Origin of the sequence: Helicobacter sp. MIT 21-1697 (assembly GCF_026241255.1) — a bacterium.
Lineage (GTDB): Bacteria > Campylobacterota > Campylobacteria > Campylobacterales > Helicobacteraceae > Helicobacter_C.
Map to the genome: position 1 here is coordinate 26,030 of NZ_JAPHNC010000005.1, position 16,259 is coordinate 42,288.

The following is a 16,259-nucleotide window of genomic DNA, read 5'->3' on the forward strand; positions in this document are numbered from 1 at the left end:
CTTACTTAATTAGCCCTCGCTTCCCTCTTCATCATTCATATCCTCTTCTTTTGGCTCTTTTGGACAAACATTAGCATAAGCCACTTTATCATTGCTAACATTGACAATTTTTACCCCACTTGTATTACGTCCAGCCGAACGTATCGCCTCTGTATCTACGCGAATCATTTTTCCCGAGCTTGTAAGCACCATAAGGTCCATATTTTCATCATTGATATTTACAACACTCACGAGCTTACCTGTTTTGGGCGTAAGCTTCATTACAATGACACCTTTGCCTGCACGGCTTTGCAAACGATATTCTCCAGCCAAAGTTTGTTTGCCAATACCACGCTCGCTCACCGTTAAAAGCTTATCTGTATCATTTGCAATAGTCGTAGCTGCGATAACACGATCTTCACTTGCCTTAAATTTAATACCTGTTACCCCGCGACTTACGCGTCCAATTTCACGCAATTCTTCAACACCAAAGCGGATACACATACCTTGATAAGTAGCAATGAATAGTTCTTTAATATGAGAATCAACAATATGTGCTGTTACAAGCTCATCATTCTCATCAAGATTAATCGCCCTAACGCCTATGCTACGAATATTGCCATATTCTTTCAAATTTGTGCGCTTGACAATGCCATTTTTGGTAAAAAACACAAGCGATTTATCTTCATTAAAATCTGTGGTGGTAATCGTTGCCATAATTTTCTCATCGGGTTGGAGATTGATAAGATTTACTACTGCCTTGCCAATAGCTGTGCGTCCTGCTTCTGGAATCTTATACACCTTAAGCCAATAGAGTTGCCCTCTATTAGTAACAAACATAATTGTATCGTGTGTATTTGCCACAAAAAAAGATTCTATAAAATCATCATCGTGTGTATTGCCACTGATTTTGCCCTTGCCACCACGATTTTGCTTTTCATAAGTTTTAAGCAACACGCGTTTGACATAGCCTCTATGACTCATTGTAACAACTACTTTCTCATTGGGGATTAAATCTTCTACATCAATAGCATCATAATCTTCTTCAATTTGTGTGCGTCTTTTGGTGCTAAATTTCTCTTTAATCTCCAAAAGTTCCTCTTTCACAATGCTTTTAAGCTTCTCTTCGCTTTTAAGGATAGATTCTAAATATGCAATTTGCGCTTGGAGTTGGGCATATTCTTCATTAATCTTATCTCTCTCTAAGCCTGTAAGTCTTTGCAAACGCATTTCAAGTATAGCTTTAGCTTGCAATTCGCTTAATTTGAACTTAGCTACAAGCGCATTTTTTGCCTCATCAGTATCTTTTGAGGCACGAATGGTGCTAATAACCTCATCAATATTATCTAATGCAATGATTAAACCCTCTAAAATATGCGCTCGTGCCTTTGCTTTCTCAAGTTCAAAAATACTCCTGCGAATGATAATTGTCTTACGATGAGCAATAAAAATTTGCAAAAGCTCAAGGAGATTAAAAATTTTTGGTTCTTTATTATTAATGGCAAGCAGGATAATACCAAATGTGCTTTCCATTGTTGTAGATTTAAAAAGATGATTAAGCACAATTTCGCTCATCGCATCGCGTTTAAGCTCTATAACAACGCGAATCCCTTCTCTATCACTTTCATCACGCACTTCGGAAATACCATCAATAACCTTCTCTTTTGCTAACTCTGAAATTTGCTCAACAAGCTTCGCCTTATTGACTTGATAAGGCACTTCATCAATGACAATCACATCTTTAGTTTTTGTCTTTTCAATATGTACTTTTGCACGCACACGAATGCGTCCTCGTCCTGTGCGATAAGCCTCTAAAATCCCTGCTTTGCCATAGATGATTCCACCCGTTGGAAAATCTGGTCCCTGCACAATATCAAGCAAATCCTCTACATCTTGTGTATTTTTATCAATGACTACAATAAGTGCATCTATAATCTCATCAATACGATGTGGTGGGATAGAAGTCGCCATACCTACTGCAATACCACTTGAGCCATTTACAAGTAAATTTGGGAATCTTGTAGGCAAAACATCTGGTTCATAAAGCGTATTATCATAATTTGGCACAAATTCAACTGTGTCTTTGTCAATATCGCGTAGCATCTCCTCACTTGCGCTTGTCATACGCGCCTCTGTATAACGCATAGCTGCTGCACCATCACCATCAATAGAGCCAAAATTACCTTGCCCATCAACAAGTTCAAGTCTCATAGAAAAATCCTGTGCCATACGCACAAGTGCATCATATACTGCTGTATCGCCGTGTGGGTGATATTTACCAATTACATCACCTACGATTCTTGCGCTTTTTTTGTATGGGCGGCGAGGCGAGAGGTTAAGCTCATTCATTGCATATAAAATTCTCCTATGCACAGGCTTTAATCCATCTTTTGCATCGGGCAATGCTCTCCCTACGATGACACTCATTGAATAATCAAGATAACTCTCTTTAATAGAATCATCAATCTTTACATCTATACTCTTCTCATCTATTATGCTCTCCATTGTCTCTCCCAATATAGTTTTCAAAACCGCTTATTTTAGCCAAAATTGACTAAAAATAGGCTTACTTCTTAAGTAAAAGCATTATATAATCTTTAAAGATATTATCTTAATACAACAAGTGAGAAGTTCATTAAATATGGAAACAACAGAAAAAATTATCCTTTTATGTCTTATGGGATTTTTTGGTGCGATAACACCCGGACCCGATATACTCCTTGTCCTTAAAACAACTTTGCGTTTTGGTATGTTTCAAGGATTAAAAGTGCTTCTTGGCATTGCAAGTGGTTGGTGTTTATATCTAGCTCTTATCTATGCAGGGTTTAGTCATTGGCTCAATACGCCAATCTTGCAGCTTATTCTTAGCTTTGTGGGAGGATTCTATCTCCTCTATTTGGCTTATCTTACATTAAGCGCATCTTCTTATACCTATAATTTAAACACAGAAGAAATCAATAATATCCGCAAAGATGGCTTTATACAGGGATTAATTCTTAATCTTTCCAACCCTAAAGCCATTTTGTTTTTTATATTTTTAGTAACCCCTTTTATTGAGGAGGGTATGAAAATAGGTTTAATTGCACTTTGGTGCTCACTTTTTAGCGCCTTTATGCTTGTGATTATTTGTGCAAGTATCATCAAAAAGTATATGAATGCAAAAATTTTTAGCATTATTGATACACTTTGTGGTGTTCTTTTTGTATGCTTTGGGTGGCTTTTATGTTTTGAATGTGGTCTTTTATCTGTAAAAATATATACTTAGATTCCATATTTCACATCATATCATTACACATACACAGCCATAAAGTATAAAATAGTAACAACCCCGCTCTTAACTTACTCTTGCCTTTCACTTTTATAGGTAAAATTTATTTTATTATCTGCTAGAATGCCCTTATATGATGTATTTTCAAAGGATTGTAATGTATATGTATATTTTGGATACTTTACGCAGCATAGTTAATAGCACAAATGGGTTTTTATATACTTATTGGCTCGTATTTGCTTTAATTGGTTGTGGCTTATATCTCACTATCCGCACAGGTTTTATTCAGTTGCGCTTTCTTAAAGACGCTTTTATGGTGCTTAATGAACGCAGTCATCAAAAACATATTTCGCCTTTTGGTGCATTAATGATTTCTACTGCTTCTCGTGTGGGCATTGGTAATATCGTAGGAGTGTCAATCGCTATTGTTAGCGGTGGTGTAGGTGCATTGTTTTGGATGTGGGTAACTGCTCTTGTAGGTGGAGCAAGTGCATTTGTAGAATCCACTCTTGCTCAAGTATATAAACGCAAAGATGGGCAACATCGCTACAAAGGCGGACCTGCTTATTATATTGAAACAGCTCTACATTCTCGCACACTTGGCATTATCTTTGCCATATCACTTATCTTGTGCTTTACTTATGGATTCAATGGTTTGCAATCCTATACGCTCACATCAGCCTTTGAGATTTTTGTAGGCAATGAAGTGTTTAATGAAAAGTGGGGATTTACCACTTTTGTTGGACTTATCCTTGCTGCTCTTGTATCATTCTTTTTCTTTAGCGGAGGCAAAAGCTCTGCAACAATCTCATCAATTCTTGTTCCTACTATGGCTTTTGGCTATCTTGTGGTAGCACTCATTGTTATTGGTATGAATCTAGAAAAACTCCCTACAATTTTTAGCAATATCTTGCAAGAAGCCTTTAATTTTCAAGCCATTTTTAGCGGTTTTGCAGGGAGTGCGATTGTTATTGGCATAAAACGTGGATTGTTTTCTAACGAAGCCGGTATGGGCTCTGCACCCAATGCAGCAGCGGCTGCGCATACAAGCCACCCTGCTAAACAAGGTATGGTGCAAACACTCTCTGTTTTTATTGATACACTTATTATTTGTTCAGCAAGTGCGTTTATGGTGTTATGCTCTGATTTAAGCAATACAAGCGAATTAAAAGGTATGATATTAATGCAAAGTGTTATGCAAGGCTATTTTGGCACTTTTGGCTTAATCTTTGTAAGTATTGCTGTCGTGCTATTTGCCTTTACTTCACTTATTGGAAACTATTTCTATGCAGAAGCAAACTTCAAATTTATTACAGAAAACAAACTTGCATTGCAAATTTTTCGCTTCTCTGCTGTGGCAATGGTTTTTATTGGCGCACAGCTCAATTTACAACTTGCGTGGGATTTGGCTGATGTTTTTATGGGATTTATGGCAAGTGTTAATATCATTGCCATTTTACTTTTAAGCAATATAGCCATTAGCGTACTCAAAGATTATAAAAAACAACGCAAAGAGGGAAAGAACCCAACATTTAAAGCTGCTGATGTAGGTATTTATAACACTGAATGTTGGAAGTAGATTCTATATAAACTTAGAATCTCTATGTATTAAATCCACGCTTTGAGATATGCTCTTAAAGTGTGTGCAACATCGCTCCAATCATTCATTTTGCTTTGTGTCATACACACCACATCTTCATACCACGGGGTAAAGATACCATTACCCCAACGCCAATCATAACGTTTATTTAAAAGCACTATGGTATGCTTACCCACACTTGCACTCAAATGTGCTACTGCCGTATCAATGCTAATCACCATATCCATATCTTTAATAATATGAAATGTATCAACAAAATCCTCCATAGGTAGCTGCATAATGCCATAATCACCCAATCTATCTATATCGTGCTGTGCTTTATTAAGCGAATAAATCTCTATATTATGATTTTTCTTATATCCTTCCAAAGCACTCATAAGTGTCTCAAGCGGTATGTTTTTATTTGCTGCTTCAGGAAACTCTGAATCTGTGCTAAAACAAATCCCAATTTTTCTTACCTTTTCACTCTTGCTCTCAAGCCGATGTTTATCTTGGCTTTGAGAGATAAAAGGTGTAAAATGTAAATCTTGCACATTACTCACTCCAAGTGCAAGTGGCAAGGATAAAAGCGAAATCGCCACATCAAAATCCTCCATTTCGTTGATGTGCGATATACTTGAAATACCCATTGTTTGAAAAAACCTCAAAAGCGGTTCTTGGATAAGCACGCATACACTTTGAACATATTTTTGCAGCAAAGGCAAAAATCGTGCAAACATTAGAGAATCTCCAAGTCCTTGCTCGTGATAGACAAGCACCTTTTTGCCTTCAAACTGCTGTGCTCCTTTGGATTCTAAGCTGTATTGCCATATATTCTTTATACCTTGTGGCAACATTTGTGGTAATTTTTTACGCTCTTCATAGATTCTAAAACCTTGCTCAAAATGCAAATGACGCAACAAAAAGTGTGCATAATTAATACAATATTCCACCTTTGTGGGATTAAGTGCTATGGCTTGTTGATAAAATGTTTGGGCAAGCTGCATATCTGTATTAGCGTAATTAAGGGCATTAGCATAATTAAACAAAAAATCTCCATCATCTTTATAATATTGATAAATCGCTGCATACACCTCAAGAGCCTTGCTAAAAAGCCCGATTTGCACATAAGTATTCGCAAGATTTACACCCGCATCAAGATAGCCCTTATTGAGCGCGCTTAAATATAATTCTATAGCCTCACCAAATTGCTTAATGCTCACTTGTGCATTTGCAAGATTAAACATAGCACCCAAATCATTAGGGTCAAGTTTAATAGCAATGGCATAATGTTTGATTGAATTTTGAGAATCTTCTAAATCTGAATAAGCTTTAGCGAGATTAAAATGAAAAGTGGAATTATGCTCTAAAGTGTCCTCTTGCAACAAACTTGCTTCTAACATCTCAATACAATGTTTAGGATTCCCACTGCGGCGATAAGCTTCAGCAAGATTAAGTTTGTGATTAACCTGTGTAGGCTCATATTTACCAGCTTGAGTAAAATACTCTATCGCCCTTTCATACATTTTAAGTTCAAGTGCAACAATACCAGCGAGATTCCATATATCTGCTCTTGTGCAATCTATACTTAGAATCTCAATACATATATCCACACATTGATGATAAGACTTTGATTCATAAAGCTGATATGCCATTTGTATAGCTGTATCAATATTAAAACTTTGTTGAGACATATATTACCTTTTGAAGTTTCCTCCAAAGGTTTTAAGCAAAAAAAATGCCACCCTCTAGGATTATATTAAGATTTTCCCAAAAGGTGGCAACATTTAGAAAAACAAAAGCAATTAAAAGACTACGCCAAAAATTAAAGAAATGCGTTGATAATCCTCTTTAAAATCTTTTGTTTTTACTGAATCTGTAGATATACTAGCACCTGCTTCACGTGAAGAACTTGTCATTTGCCCCATTACATAGCGCAAACCTACACTAAAGACATTTGACACCTTAACTCCTGCCCCAATACCATAGGTAAGCCCGTGATAAGTATGCTTTAAAGAAGTATCATTTTGCGTATCGCTTACAAAATAAGGTTCTGTCAAACTATGATAAGCATAGCCTACCATACCTTGAATATAAAAATAGCGTGCTTGCACACCTACAATTACAGGCACTTGCACACCCCAACCATTAAAACCTATATCTTGCATTACTTTTGAACCACCTGGCAAATTATTAGCATTAGGACTGCCATCTTTAAATGCGTTTGAATTACCTGTAAATTTAAGATAAATAGGTAAAGTGATTTCTGTCCCAACATAAGGACGCAAGCCACTTGCAGACTTAATCGCAGTAATATACATTGAATAGCCAATATCCGCAGAATGTAAATTCATATCACCAATAGTTGAGTATGAATATCCCAAATGTCCCTCGTTAAAAAGATACCAACGCGCTACATTCCCGGCTTTATTAGAGCCATTCAGAATTGAACCACTTGCAAAATTCCCCAAAAGCTGTTTTTTTGCATTGCCAAGCGATTGTTGTTTGCTATTTGTATTTGATGGCGCACCAAATACCACACTCGCAGCCAATGCAGACATTAAAAGCAATTTCTTAACCATTTTGAACTCCTTTATTGTATGGTTTAAATTGGCTATAATACCATAATAAACTAATATCGGCTTAAAATCAGTTTTTTATATTTGCTCTTAATAATCTATCATTCACAAAAGGTGTGATTATGGCAGCGGGAGATAGATTTGTGGCGTGGAAAATGACACTCCCATAAAGCCGAGCATAATACTTCATCAAATTTTTTTGCAATATAGGCTCAATGCTTGGCACAAACCACGCATTATTGCTTGTTACAATTACATATTGTGGATAATCTGAATAGAATCCACGATTGCTCCCCTCATAGCAAATAGCATTTTTAAATTGTATTCCCTTAATATCAAAATATCCAAAATCTCTCCCCGCACTGAATCCGCCAATGCCTTGAAAAAAAGTATGAGCAAGTGGTAGCAAAAAAGAAGGTAAAGTCTCTCCAAAAGGCACGAGCAAAACTTTATCGTAAAAAGAAACTTCGCCCTTATCAAATTTATAAGTGCTATTAAAATAAGAGGCACTTCCATCTGTATGTATTTCTTCGCGTAATGCACCCGCGATAATAATAATTTTATGACTCATCTCCAAAAGTGTGTCAAAATATACAAAATATGGGGAATCTAAAGGCACATAAAATGCACTTTCAGGTAAAATGATCACATCATACTTTTCATTAATTGCCTTTTGTATATCGCTTATATGTGTGTCAAATATGCTTTTTGCTTCTCTCATACGATAATCAAAATCCTGACTCACAGCACTTTGGGCAAGTTTGATTTTAAACTGCGGCAGATTCTCTCTTTGTGAATCTACCAATCCAAAATCAAGTGCTAAAATAAGGCAAATCACGCCTCCTAGCTTCCACCAAGATTTGTATTTAAATAAAAGCCATAAGGCGAGAATGACAAGCGCAAAACTTAATTTATCCACACCTATATAACTATATGCAAACACACTCTCTGGCACAATCCAATCAAAGCCAAAAGGCGTGAGATAGCTTAAAAGCAATAAAAACGCGAATCGCAACATCAAACATTCACACCATAAACCAATATAAAATACAAAACCCATAAAAATGCCACAAGCTATCACAACCAAAGGAATAAGAAAGCTCATATCAAAATATCTAAGTCCCAAACTTACCCAATAAAACCATAGCACCCCAAGAAAGAATCCAATACTAAAGCGGCGATTTTTGGGGGCAAACAGCATACTTGCAATGCTTAAGAGTCCAAGTAATGAAGCCAATAATGGTGGTATTGTCTTTTCATAAATTTCTAAAATCCATTGCACATAAAAAGGCAACACAAACAAAAAGGCAAAGATAAGGGAGATAAAAAGCCATAGAAGTGTTGGCTTGTAAGTCTGCGGATTACGCCACGAGAAACGAATATAAGAGGTGTGAAAAAACATATGGCGAATACGCCCCATCATTCGCTTCAGGTGCAAAAAAAATAAAGAAAGCATTATTTAAATGTTGTGCCACCATCAATAACGATTGTTTGCCCTGTGAGCCACGCACTTTGTGTCTCATCGCAAAGGAAAAATGCTGCCCCTGCCAAATCTTCAGGTGTTCCCATACGATTAAGAGGGGATTCTTCCTCTACTTTAGCTTTAACTTGCGCATAATCAGGAAATGCTTTGAGTGCATCAGTATCAATAGGTCCCCCACTCACTGCATTTACGCGTATGCCCCACTCACCAAGCTCTGTTGCTGCATATTTTACCATAGTCTCTACGGCATTTTTAGAGTTTCCGTGTCCTGCATAATTTGGCATATACACAAGATTCCCTGTTGAGCTTAAAGAAACAATAGCACCGCCACCAACTTCCTTCATACGTTTAGCCGCTTCTTGCGCTCCTACGACAAAGGCAAGCACGGTTGCTGTATAAATATTATTAAGCCCACGCGGTTTAAGGCGCATAAATGGTGCAAATCCTCCAGCTACACTTTTGCCATAAATAATCGCATTAGACACAAAAAAATCTACACGCGAAAAGTCTTCATCAATCTTTTTAAATAATTCTATGTATTGTTCTGGTTCAAGGACATTGAGCGGATAGAATCTTGCCTTAACGCCATATTTACTCTCAACATCTTTGGCAATCTTTTGCGCTTCCTCTTCATTTTTGTTATAAGTAAAAGCGACATTCACGCCATTTTGGGCAAATTTATATAAGATTGCCTTGCCAATACCACGTGTAGCACCGCTAATAACAAGTGTTTTGCCTTTCATAAAATGTGTTGTAGAATCTTGAGCATTTTTCATTCTTTCACCTCGTATTTTTCTAAGATTTGTTGTATTTTAGCCATATTTTCCTTAGAAGGTGGCACTAATGGCAAACGATATTCCAAGCTTTTTAATAATCCTGCCAAAAACATTGCTGCTTTAATAGGCACGGGATTACTTTCGCAAAAGAGTATCTTATTTATCTCATAAAGCCTTGTATTCATCTCATAGCTTTTTTTCATATCACCTTGTAAGGCATAATGTGTTAAATCGGCAATCTCTTGCGGAAAAAGATTGCCGGTTACAGATATAACACCTTTACCATTATTTGCAAGTATGGGATAATTAATTGCGTCTTCTCCACTCAAAAGGGCAAGGGAAGGAACTTCTGCACCAAAAGCTACGACTCTTTCCATAAGCCCAGCTGCTTCCTTAATTGCATAAATATTCTTACAAGTTTCGTGCAAACGTTTGGCAGTCTCTATCTCTATACTTACCCCTGTGCGTGAGGGAACATTATAGAGCATTACAGGAATCTCCACTGCATTAGCCACAGCCTTATAATGCTCAAATAAACCCTCTTGTGTAGGTTTATTATAATAAGGCGTAACACACAATAGGGCATCTGCACCACATTTTTGAGCAAAAAGTGCAAGTTCTTTTGCCTCGCTTGTGGAGTTACTCCCTGCACCTGCGAGTACTTTTACTTTACTGCCTTTACATACCGCCACAGCAGCCTCTATACATTCCATATGCTCTTGATGTGAGAGTGTAGCAGATTCCCCTGTTGTGCCTACTGGCACACAAGCGTCCATACCATAGGCAATTTGCCGCTTGATGAGTGTTTCATATGTTTGAAAATCTACTTTATGATTTACAAATGGCGTGATTAATGCACTCATTGCCCCAAAAACCATATCCTACTTCTCCTTATCCTTATCCTTTAAAATCACAACACTTAGCGTATCTTCTACAAAATATTTATTTGCCACTTGCTGAATCTTCTCTAAGCTAAGAGCATTTATATCTCTCTCATAAGAAAGCAATGGTTTAATATCACCCCGCACAAGATAGCTCCCAAAAAGTCCTGCAACTTCTGAAGCACTTTCAAGACTATAAATAAAACTTGCACGCGTATTGATTTTCACCTTGTCAAGCTCTTCTTGGGAGATATGACCTTTTTTAATATTGTCTAATATCTTATACACTTCTTCTTCAATCTTTTCAGCACGGATACCTTGTTTTGCTGCGACAATAAGTAAAAATACGCTCTCATCTCTCATATCCATATTATATGCGTATGCACTCGTAGCAATTTGTTGCTTATCAATCAGTTCTCGCTGAAAAATACTTGATTTACCTGCACTTAGAATCTCGCCTATCGCACTTAAAGCCACTTGGTCTTCGCTCAAATAATTAGGAATCTTGTATCCCATAGCAAGAAACTCCACTTGAGAATCTTTTTTGACTATATTGCGCCTCATACCATCTTGTTTTGGCTCTTTTGCTGCAACTTGTGGAATACTTGAAGAAGTATTTTTAAGCTTGCCAAAATATTGGGTGGCACTTTGAAAAACAACATTGGGGTCAATATCACCACTCACCAATACAATAGCATTTTGCGGTTGATAATAAGTGTGATAAAATGAGCGAATATCCTCAATATTCCAACTTTGAATATCCTCCATAAATCCAATAGGTGTCCAATGATAAGGGTGATAGACAAAAGCTGTATTAAAGAAGCGAAAATATAAATATCCCATAGGTGAATTATCTGTTCGCCACAATCGCTCCTCTGCTACTACATTGCGTTCTGGCTCAAACTCATCTTCTTTTAACAAAAGATTGCTCATCAGCTCAGAAAAAAGTTCTAAAGATTTATCTAGATTCTCAACACTTGATTTAATAAAATAACGCGTGTAATCAAAGCTTGTTGAAGCATTATTCACACCTCCAAAGCCTTTGACAATCTCATCAAATTCACCCGATTTGAGCTTTTGTGTGGATTTAAAGCTTAAATGCTCAAGCATATGGGCAATGCCACTTTTACCCATTACTTCATTGCGACTTCCAACCTTATAAAAAACATTTGTCTCAATCACGCCACTCTCATTATTCAGCGGCACAACTACAATTTGCAGCCCATTATCAAGATGTTTTGTATAATGTTTTGGCAGGGAACTTGGGGCAAATGATGATGTCGTCATCATATTAGAAATACTCATCAATACTCCTAAAATCAAAAACTTCACAGCTTACTCTTTGGGAATCTCTGCTGTATTTTGTTCTGCTACATTGGTAGGCAATGAAGCACCTTTCTTATCTTTTTGCACCAAAGATTCATTATTTGCCTTTGTAGCCCTTTTTGTATATCTACGCTTTGGTTTGGCAGTGCTTTGAGAATCTGCTTTTCGCGTATTGGTATCAGTTTTGGCTACTGATTTTTTGATAGCCGTTTTTGTAGCATTTTGAGTTGTTTCACTCTTTTGTGTGCTTTTAGATTTTTTTGTTGTAGATTTGCTTTGAGATTCTATCTTTGTTGTATTTATATGAGAATCTACACCTTGTAAGGTTTTGAGCTTTCTTCCTTGTTTTTTATAAACTCTGTCCTGCCCTACTGCTTCATACAAATATGTAAAACCATCTTCTTTTAAATATTGAAGTAGTCCCTCATTGATTTGTTGGCATAATCTTGGACCCTCAAAAATTAATCCACTTAGCACCTGCACAAGTGATGCACCAAGCTTGATACGCTCATACGCTTCAAGGGCACTATCGATACCACCCACAGAAATAAGTGCAGTTTTGCCAAAAAATGCCTCACTTAAGATTCTTAATACCTCTTTTGACTTTTCTTTTAATGCCTCACCACTAATGCCTCCTGTCTCTCTTGCATTTGCAAGTACAGCATAATCAATAGTAGTATTTGTTGCAATCACACCATTTGCACCAGATTTGATACTCATTTCAACTACTTTGAGCATTTCATCTTTATCCATATCGGGAGATATTTTTATAAAAAGCGGTTTTTGAGTATATGAACGCGCCATAGCAAAAAGCTCCTGCACAAAATGCACATTTTGTAAATCGCGCAAATGTGGTGTATTTGGAGAGGAAAGATTAAAAACAAAATAATCTCCCACAGCCAAGCAATCAAGCAAAACATTCTCGTAATTTTTAAGAGAATCACTCTGTGCTATAATTTTATTTTTACCCACATTGATTCCAAGCGGGATACTATAAGGATAAACATTTTTAAGATGTTGCGCTATTTTAAGCGAACCCTGATTATTGAAACCCATTTCATTTTGCAAACTTTTTTCCTCTATATAACGAAAAAGGCGAGGCTTTGGATTTCCTTCTTGAGGAGATTGAGTAATCGTGCCAAGCTCTAAAAAACCAAATCCCAATGCACAAAGCCCTCTCACCATTGTTGCGTTTTTATCAAATCCAGCAGCTAAACCTACGGGATTATAGAATCTTAAACCAGCAACTTCCATATTTAAACGCTCATCAACAACACAATATTTTCCAGCTACATAATCTTGCACCAAAGGTAAAGGCACAATATGCTTCAGTGCTAATTCTGCCACATAATGAGCCTTTTCAGCATCAAGCTTAAAAAGATAAGGAGAAAGCATTTTATACAACGACATAAGACACCTCAACAAGTTACAAGTTAAACAAACTTAAGGTGCTATTGTAGCAAAAAAAATAAACTCACGCATAACAATATTTTAGCACCCAATTAGAGATTTATAGTTTTCAAAGCAAAAAATTATTGATAAATACAGGTTGAAGAAACCAATTATGTAAAGCAATGGTGGAGCGTAGGGGGTTCGAACCCCTGACCTCAACGCTGCCAGCGTTGCGCTCTCCCAACTGAGCTAACACCCCAAATCAAAGTTGAGATTCTGCCTTGTTGTTGCTTAAAGGCTTCTGATTGAGTTCATAATAATGTTTCAAATACACCTCGTGCATACTCTTTTGGAGCTTTTCATACCATTGTTCATCATCAAAATTGGGCATAAAAGCTTCCATAAGCACTACTCGTGCTTTATCTGTCTCTATTGACATAGATGAGCTATTATAAAGTTTGCGCGTATTGATGAGAACCGCAGGCTGGATTCTAAGTTTGAGTTTTGAAGCGAGAATCTTTGCTCCTGATTTAAAAGGCAAAAACTCTTCTCCACCATTGCTCCGCGTGCCTTCAGGAAAAATAGCAATAATGCGATTTTGGGCAAGTTGTCTTTTTGCTTCTTTGAGTAAAAAAACGATACTTTTTTTATCCTCCCTATCAATAAGTATCATATCTGGGGCTTTAAGTGCGTGTCCATACAAAGGTATTTCTCCGAGTTGCTTTTTAGCCACCCAACATAAATTTGCAGGGTGAAACGCTTCAAAGTAAATAATATCTGTTACGCTTTGATGATTGATGAGCAAAAGTTGCGCATCTTTATCGTATTCGCCTATGCGCTCTACATTCAATCTATTGAATCCAAAAAACCAACGACATTGCTTTCTCGCCCATCTGCCATTTTGCCAACCACGTGTAAGATAGATTTGCACAATAATAATAGGAAGATAAACAGCGATGGAAAGAGTAGCAAAGAGTGCCCTAATTTTTGCTAACATATTCTTTCCTTATCCAACCTACACGATTTTCTATCATTACTTTATAATAATCTCCATATTCACCAATAATTGCTACTTCCATAGGTGTTTTGACCACTTCAGTAATTGTAGAATTATGCGTAGGAATAATGCTAATATTTGCTCCAGCCTGCGCTATGCCTGAAGTTGCACTAAAAAACATATTATAGCAAAGAATGAGTATCAGCAAGATAAGCATACCCAGTGTTATTTTGCGCCCTTTTTTAAACACAATCCAAACAATCCCAACAAAAATAATCAATCCACCTACTAGAAGATTCTTAAATATCAAAAAAGTATTGCGTGGTTTTATATCCCCACTCTCATCAATACTATTGCGTGTAAGATTAATAGGCAATGTGATATTAACAAACTGCTTTTGTGTGAGATTAAAATAATCAAATGAAAGAGCACGAATAGATTTGTCAAGCACTATATAGTAAATCCCATAGGTGATGCCATCAACAACTTTGCTACTCTCCAAGCCTTGTTTTTGATATTGCGCAAATTTCATTGTGCTTAGATTTGCGCCCTTACTTTCAATCTGAAAGATAATGATATTATTAGCTTCATCATATTCTTTTACACGATAATCAACTACCTCCATTGCATCGGCAATAACATTAACATAAGAGGCATTATGGGAAAGTTCAATAGCTTGCAACTTTGCCCCATTAGCAATTATTTCCTCTTCATAACTCCTATCATTTGAAATCGCCTTAATACGCAAAGGCGGAATTGTAACATCTTTACCTGTAATTTTATATATGTATGTATTAGTTAATACGCCATCTATGCCCTGTTGCCAACTTGCACCTTTATTTTTTAGCTCTACATTATTTTTTGTAGAAAAATCTATAAAATCAGCAGAAGCAAGCTTTGCATTAGAGAGCAAAGTGAGGCTGTATTTTACCTCTATATCCTGCCCAACATACAAACCTGTATCCGTGCTTGGAAAACTCACATTTATATAAGCAATCTTGGGTTTGGTTGTATCTGCCAACGCATTCACACATAAACCCATTAACAAAATAGAACAAATCATTTTGCACATTTTCATTATTTTTACCTCTTATTTTATCTCTGAATATATAAAAGATTATCAAGCATTGCTTTACCATCGCAACTGCCAAGTATATCTTCAATAGCTCTTTCTGGGTGGGGCATTAAGCCAAAAACATTTTTTTTCTCATTACATATTCCGGCAATAGCATCTACCGAACCATTGGGATTATCTACATATTCAAGCAAAATTTGCTCATTTGCCCTAAGCTCTAATAATTCGCTGTGTTCAATAAAATAATTTCCGTCAGCGTGAGCAATAGGCAATTTAATTTTTTGATTTGGAGCATAAGAGTGCAAAAAAACATTGTTTTTGCTTACGACTCTAAGAGATTGCATCTTTGAAATAAAATGCAAATTCACATTGCGCTTTAAAGCACCGGGCAATAATCCTGCCTCACATAGAATCTGAAAACCATTGCAAATACCAAGCACATATCCACCTTGCAATGCAAAATCTTTTATTGCTCTCATAATGGGCGAAAACTGCGCAATAGCTCCACAACGCAAATAATCTCCATAACTAAATCCTCCGGGAATCACAACAAGATGACAATCTTGTGGCAAACTCTTATCTTGATGCCATACAATATGAGTAGTTCCCCCAAATGAAGAAAAAGCATATTGTGTATCAAACTCACAATTTGTACCCGGAAACCTGATAATGGCTACACTCATTTAAGAATCTCAATGGAATAATCTTCAATAACCACATTAGCAAGCAAATCCTCACACATACTTTGTGCTAACTGATATACTTTATCCGCATTATCCTCTTGTAAATCTAAAATAATTTCTTTAGCAAGTTTCACACTCTGCAAACTTTCAAATCCGTGAGCAGATAACGCGTGAGCAATAGCCTTTGCTTGAGGGTCAAGCACTCCCTCTTTAAGTGAGACAAGAACTTTTACTTTCATTT

General features: G+C 36.7%; 13 protein-coding genes, 1 tRNA gene and 1 pseudogene. 2 read left to right on the plus strand and 13 right to left on the minus strand.

What is annotated here, in order from left to right:
• Nucleotides 1-9: 9 nt before the first annotated feature.
• Nucleotides 10-2,484 (minus strand): DNA topoisomerase (ATP-hydrolyzing) subunit A, encoded by a 2,475-nt coding sequence (gene gyrA, locus OQH61_RS05835; RefSeq protein ID WP_266026406.1) that lies wholly within the window; start codon nucleotides 2,482-2,484, stop codon nucleotides 10-12.
• Between the two features lie 136 nt (nucleotides 2,485-2,620).
• Between gyrA and OQH61_RS05840 the strand changes: the two genes are divergently transcribed.
• Together OQH61_RS05840 and OQH61_RS05845 are read left to right on the plus strand one after the other, a co-directional pair.
• Nucleotides 2,621-3,244, plus strand: a complete 624-nt coding sequence (locus OQH61_RS05840; protein ID WP_266026408.1) for a LysE family translocator — start codon at nucleotides 2,621-2,623, stop codon at nucleotides 3,242-3,244.
• Between the two features lie 160 nt (nucleotides 3,245-3,404).
• Nucleotides 3,405-4,826: an alanine/glycine:cation symporter family protein gene (locus tag OQH61_RS05845; RefSeq protein WP_266026409.1), complete on the plus strand. Its 1,422-nt coding sequence runs from the start codon at nucleotides 3,405-3,407 to the stop codon at nucleotides 4,824-4,826.
• Nucleotides 4,827-4,855: 29 nt separating this feature from the next.
• Here OQH61_RS05845 and OQH61_RS05850 read toward each other — a convergent pair whose 3' ends face one another.
• The 12 genes and pseudogenes from OQH61_RS05850 to purS form a co-directional block, all read right to left on the minus strand.
• Nucleotides 4,856-6,520 (minus strand): tetratricopeptide repeat protein, encoded by a 1,665-nt coding sequence (locus OQH61_RS05850; RefSeq protein WP_266026410.1) that lies wholly within the window; start codon nucleotides 6,518-6,520, stop codon nucleotides 4,856-4,858.
• A 111-nt stretch (nucleotides 6,521-6,631) separates the two neighbouring features.
• Entirely contained in the window at nucleotides 6,632-7,408 is a 777-nt protein-coding gene (locus tag OQH61_RS05855; protein ID WP_266026411.1) for a hypothetical protein, read from the minus strand.
• 67 nt (nucleotides 7,409-7,475) lie between these two features.
• The gene (locus tag OQH61_RS05860) at nucleotides 7,476-8,807 is read right to left on the minus strand and encodes an apolipoprotein N-acyltransferase (protein WP_266026412.1); all 1,332 of its coding nucleotides are present in this window, start codon (nucleotides 8,805-8,807) and stop codon (nucleotides 7,476-7,478) included.
• Between the two features lie 53 nt (nucleotides 8,808-8,860).
• Nucleotides 8,861-9,664: an enoyl-ACP reductase gene (locus OQH61_RS05865; protein WP_266026414.1), complete on the minus strand. Its 804-nt coding sequence runs from the start codon at nucleotides 9,662-9,664 to the stop codon at nucleotides 8,861-8,863.
• Nucleotides 9,661-10,542 carry a 4-hydroxy-tetrahydrodipicolinate synthase gene (gene dapA, locus OQH61_RS05870; RefSeq protein WP_266026416.1) on the minus strand — a complete coding sequence of 294 codons (882 nt, stop codon included), beginning with the start codon at nucleotides 10,540-10,542 and terminating at the stop codon, nucleotides 9,661-9,663. The genes OQH61_RS05865 and dapA overlap by 4 nt, the downstream gene beginning before the upstream one ends.
• Nucleotides 10,543-10,545: 3 nt before the next feature.
• Nucleotides 10,546-11,877, minus strand: a complete 1,332-nt coding sequence (locus OQH61_RS05875) for a M16 family metallopeptidase (protein ID WP_416232493.1) — start codon at nucleotides 11,875-11,877, stop codon at nucleotides 10,546-10,548.
• Nucleotides 11,878-12,231: 354 nt separating this feature from the next.
• Nucleotides 12,232-13,281, minus strand: a pseudogene (locus tag OQH61_RS05880) (quinone-dependent dihydroorotate dehydrogenase); the annotation flags it as partial.
• A gap of 165 nt (nucleotides 13,282-13,446) precedes the next feature.
• A tRNA-Ala gene (locus OQH61_RS05885) sits at nucleotides 13,447-13,522 on the minus strand.
• A gap of 3 nt (nucleotides 13,523-13,525) precedes the next feature.
• Nucleotides 13,526-14,260 carry a lysophospholipid acyltransferase family protein gene (locus OQH61_RS05890; protein ID WP_266026419.1) on the minus strand — a complete coding sequence of 245 codons (735 nt, stop codon included), beginning with the start codon at nucleotides 14,258-14,260 and terminating at the stop codon, nucleotides 13,526-13,528.
• Nucleotides 14,244-15,338: a hypothetical protein gene (locus tag OQH61_RS05895; RefSeq protein WP_266026420.1), complete on the minus strand. Its 1,095-nt coding sequence runs from the start codon at nucleotides 15,336-15,338 to the stop codon at nucleotides 14,244-14,246. The genes OQH61_RS05890 and OQH61_RS05895 overlap by 17 nt, the downstream gene beginning before the upstream one ends.
• 17 nt (nucleotides 15,339-15,355) lie before the next feature.
• On the minus strand, nucleotides 15,356-16,018 hold the full coding sequence (purQ, locus tag OQH61_RS05900; RefSeq protein WP_266026421.1) for a phosphoribosylformylglycinamidine synthase subunit PurQ: 663 nt from the start codon (nucleotides 16,016-16,018) through the stop codon (nucleotides 15,356-15,358).
• Nucleotides 16,015-16,257 (minus strand): phosphoribosylformylglycinamidine synthase subunit PurS, encoded by a 243-nt coding sequence (gene purS, locus OQH61_RS05905; RefSeq protein ID WP_266026423.1) that lies wholly within the window; start codon nucleotides 16,255-16,257, stop codon nucleotides 16,015-16,017. Before purS ends, purQ begins: the two co-directional genes overlap by 4 nt.
• Nucleotides 16,258-16,259 lie beyond the last annotated feature (2 nt).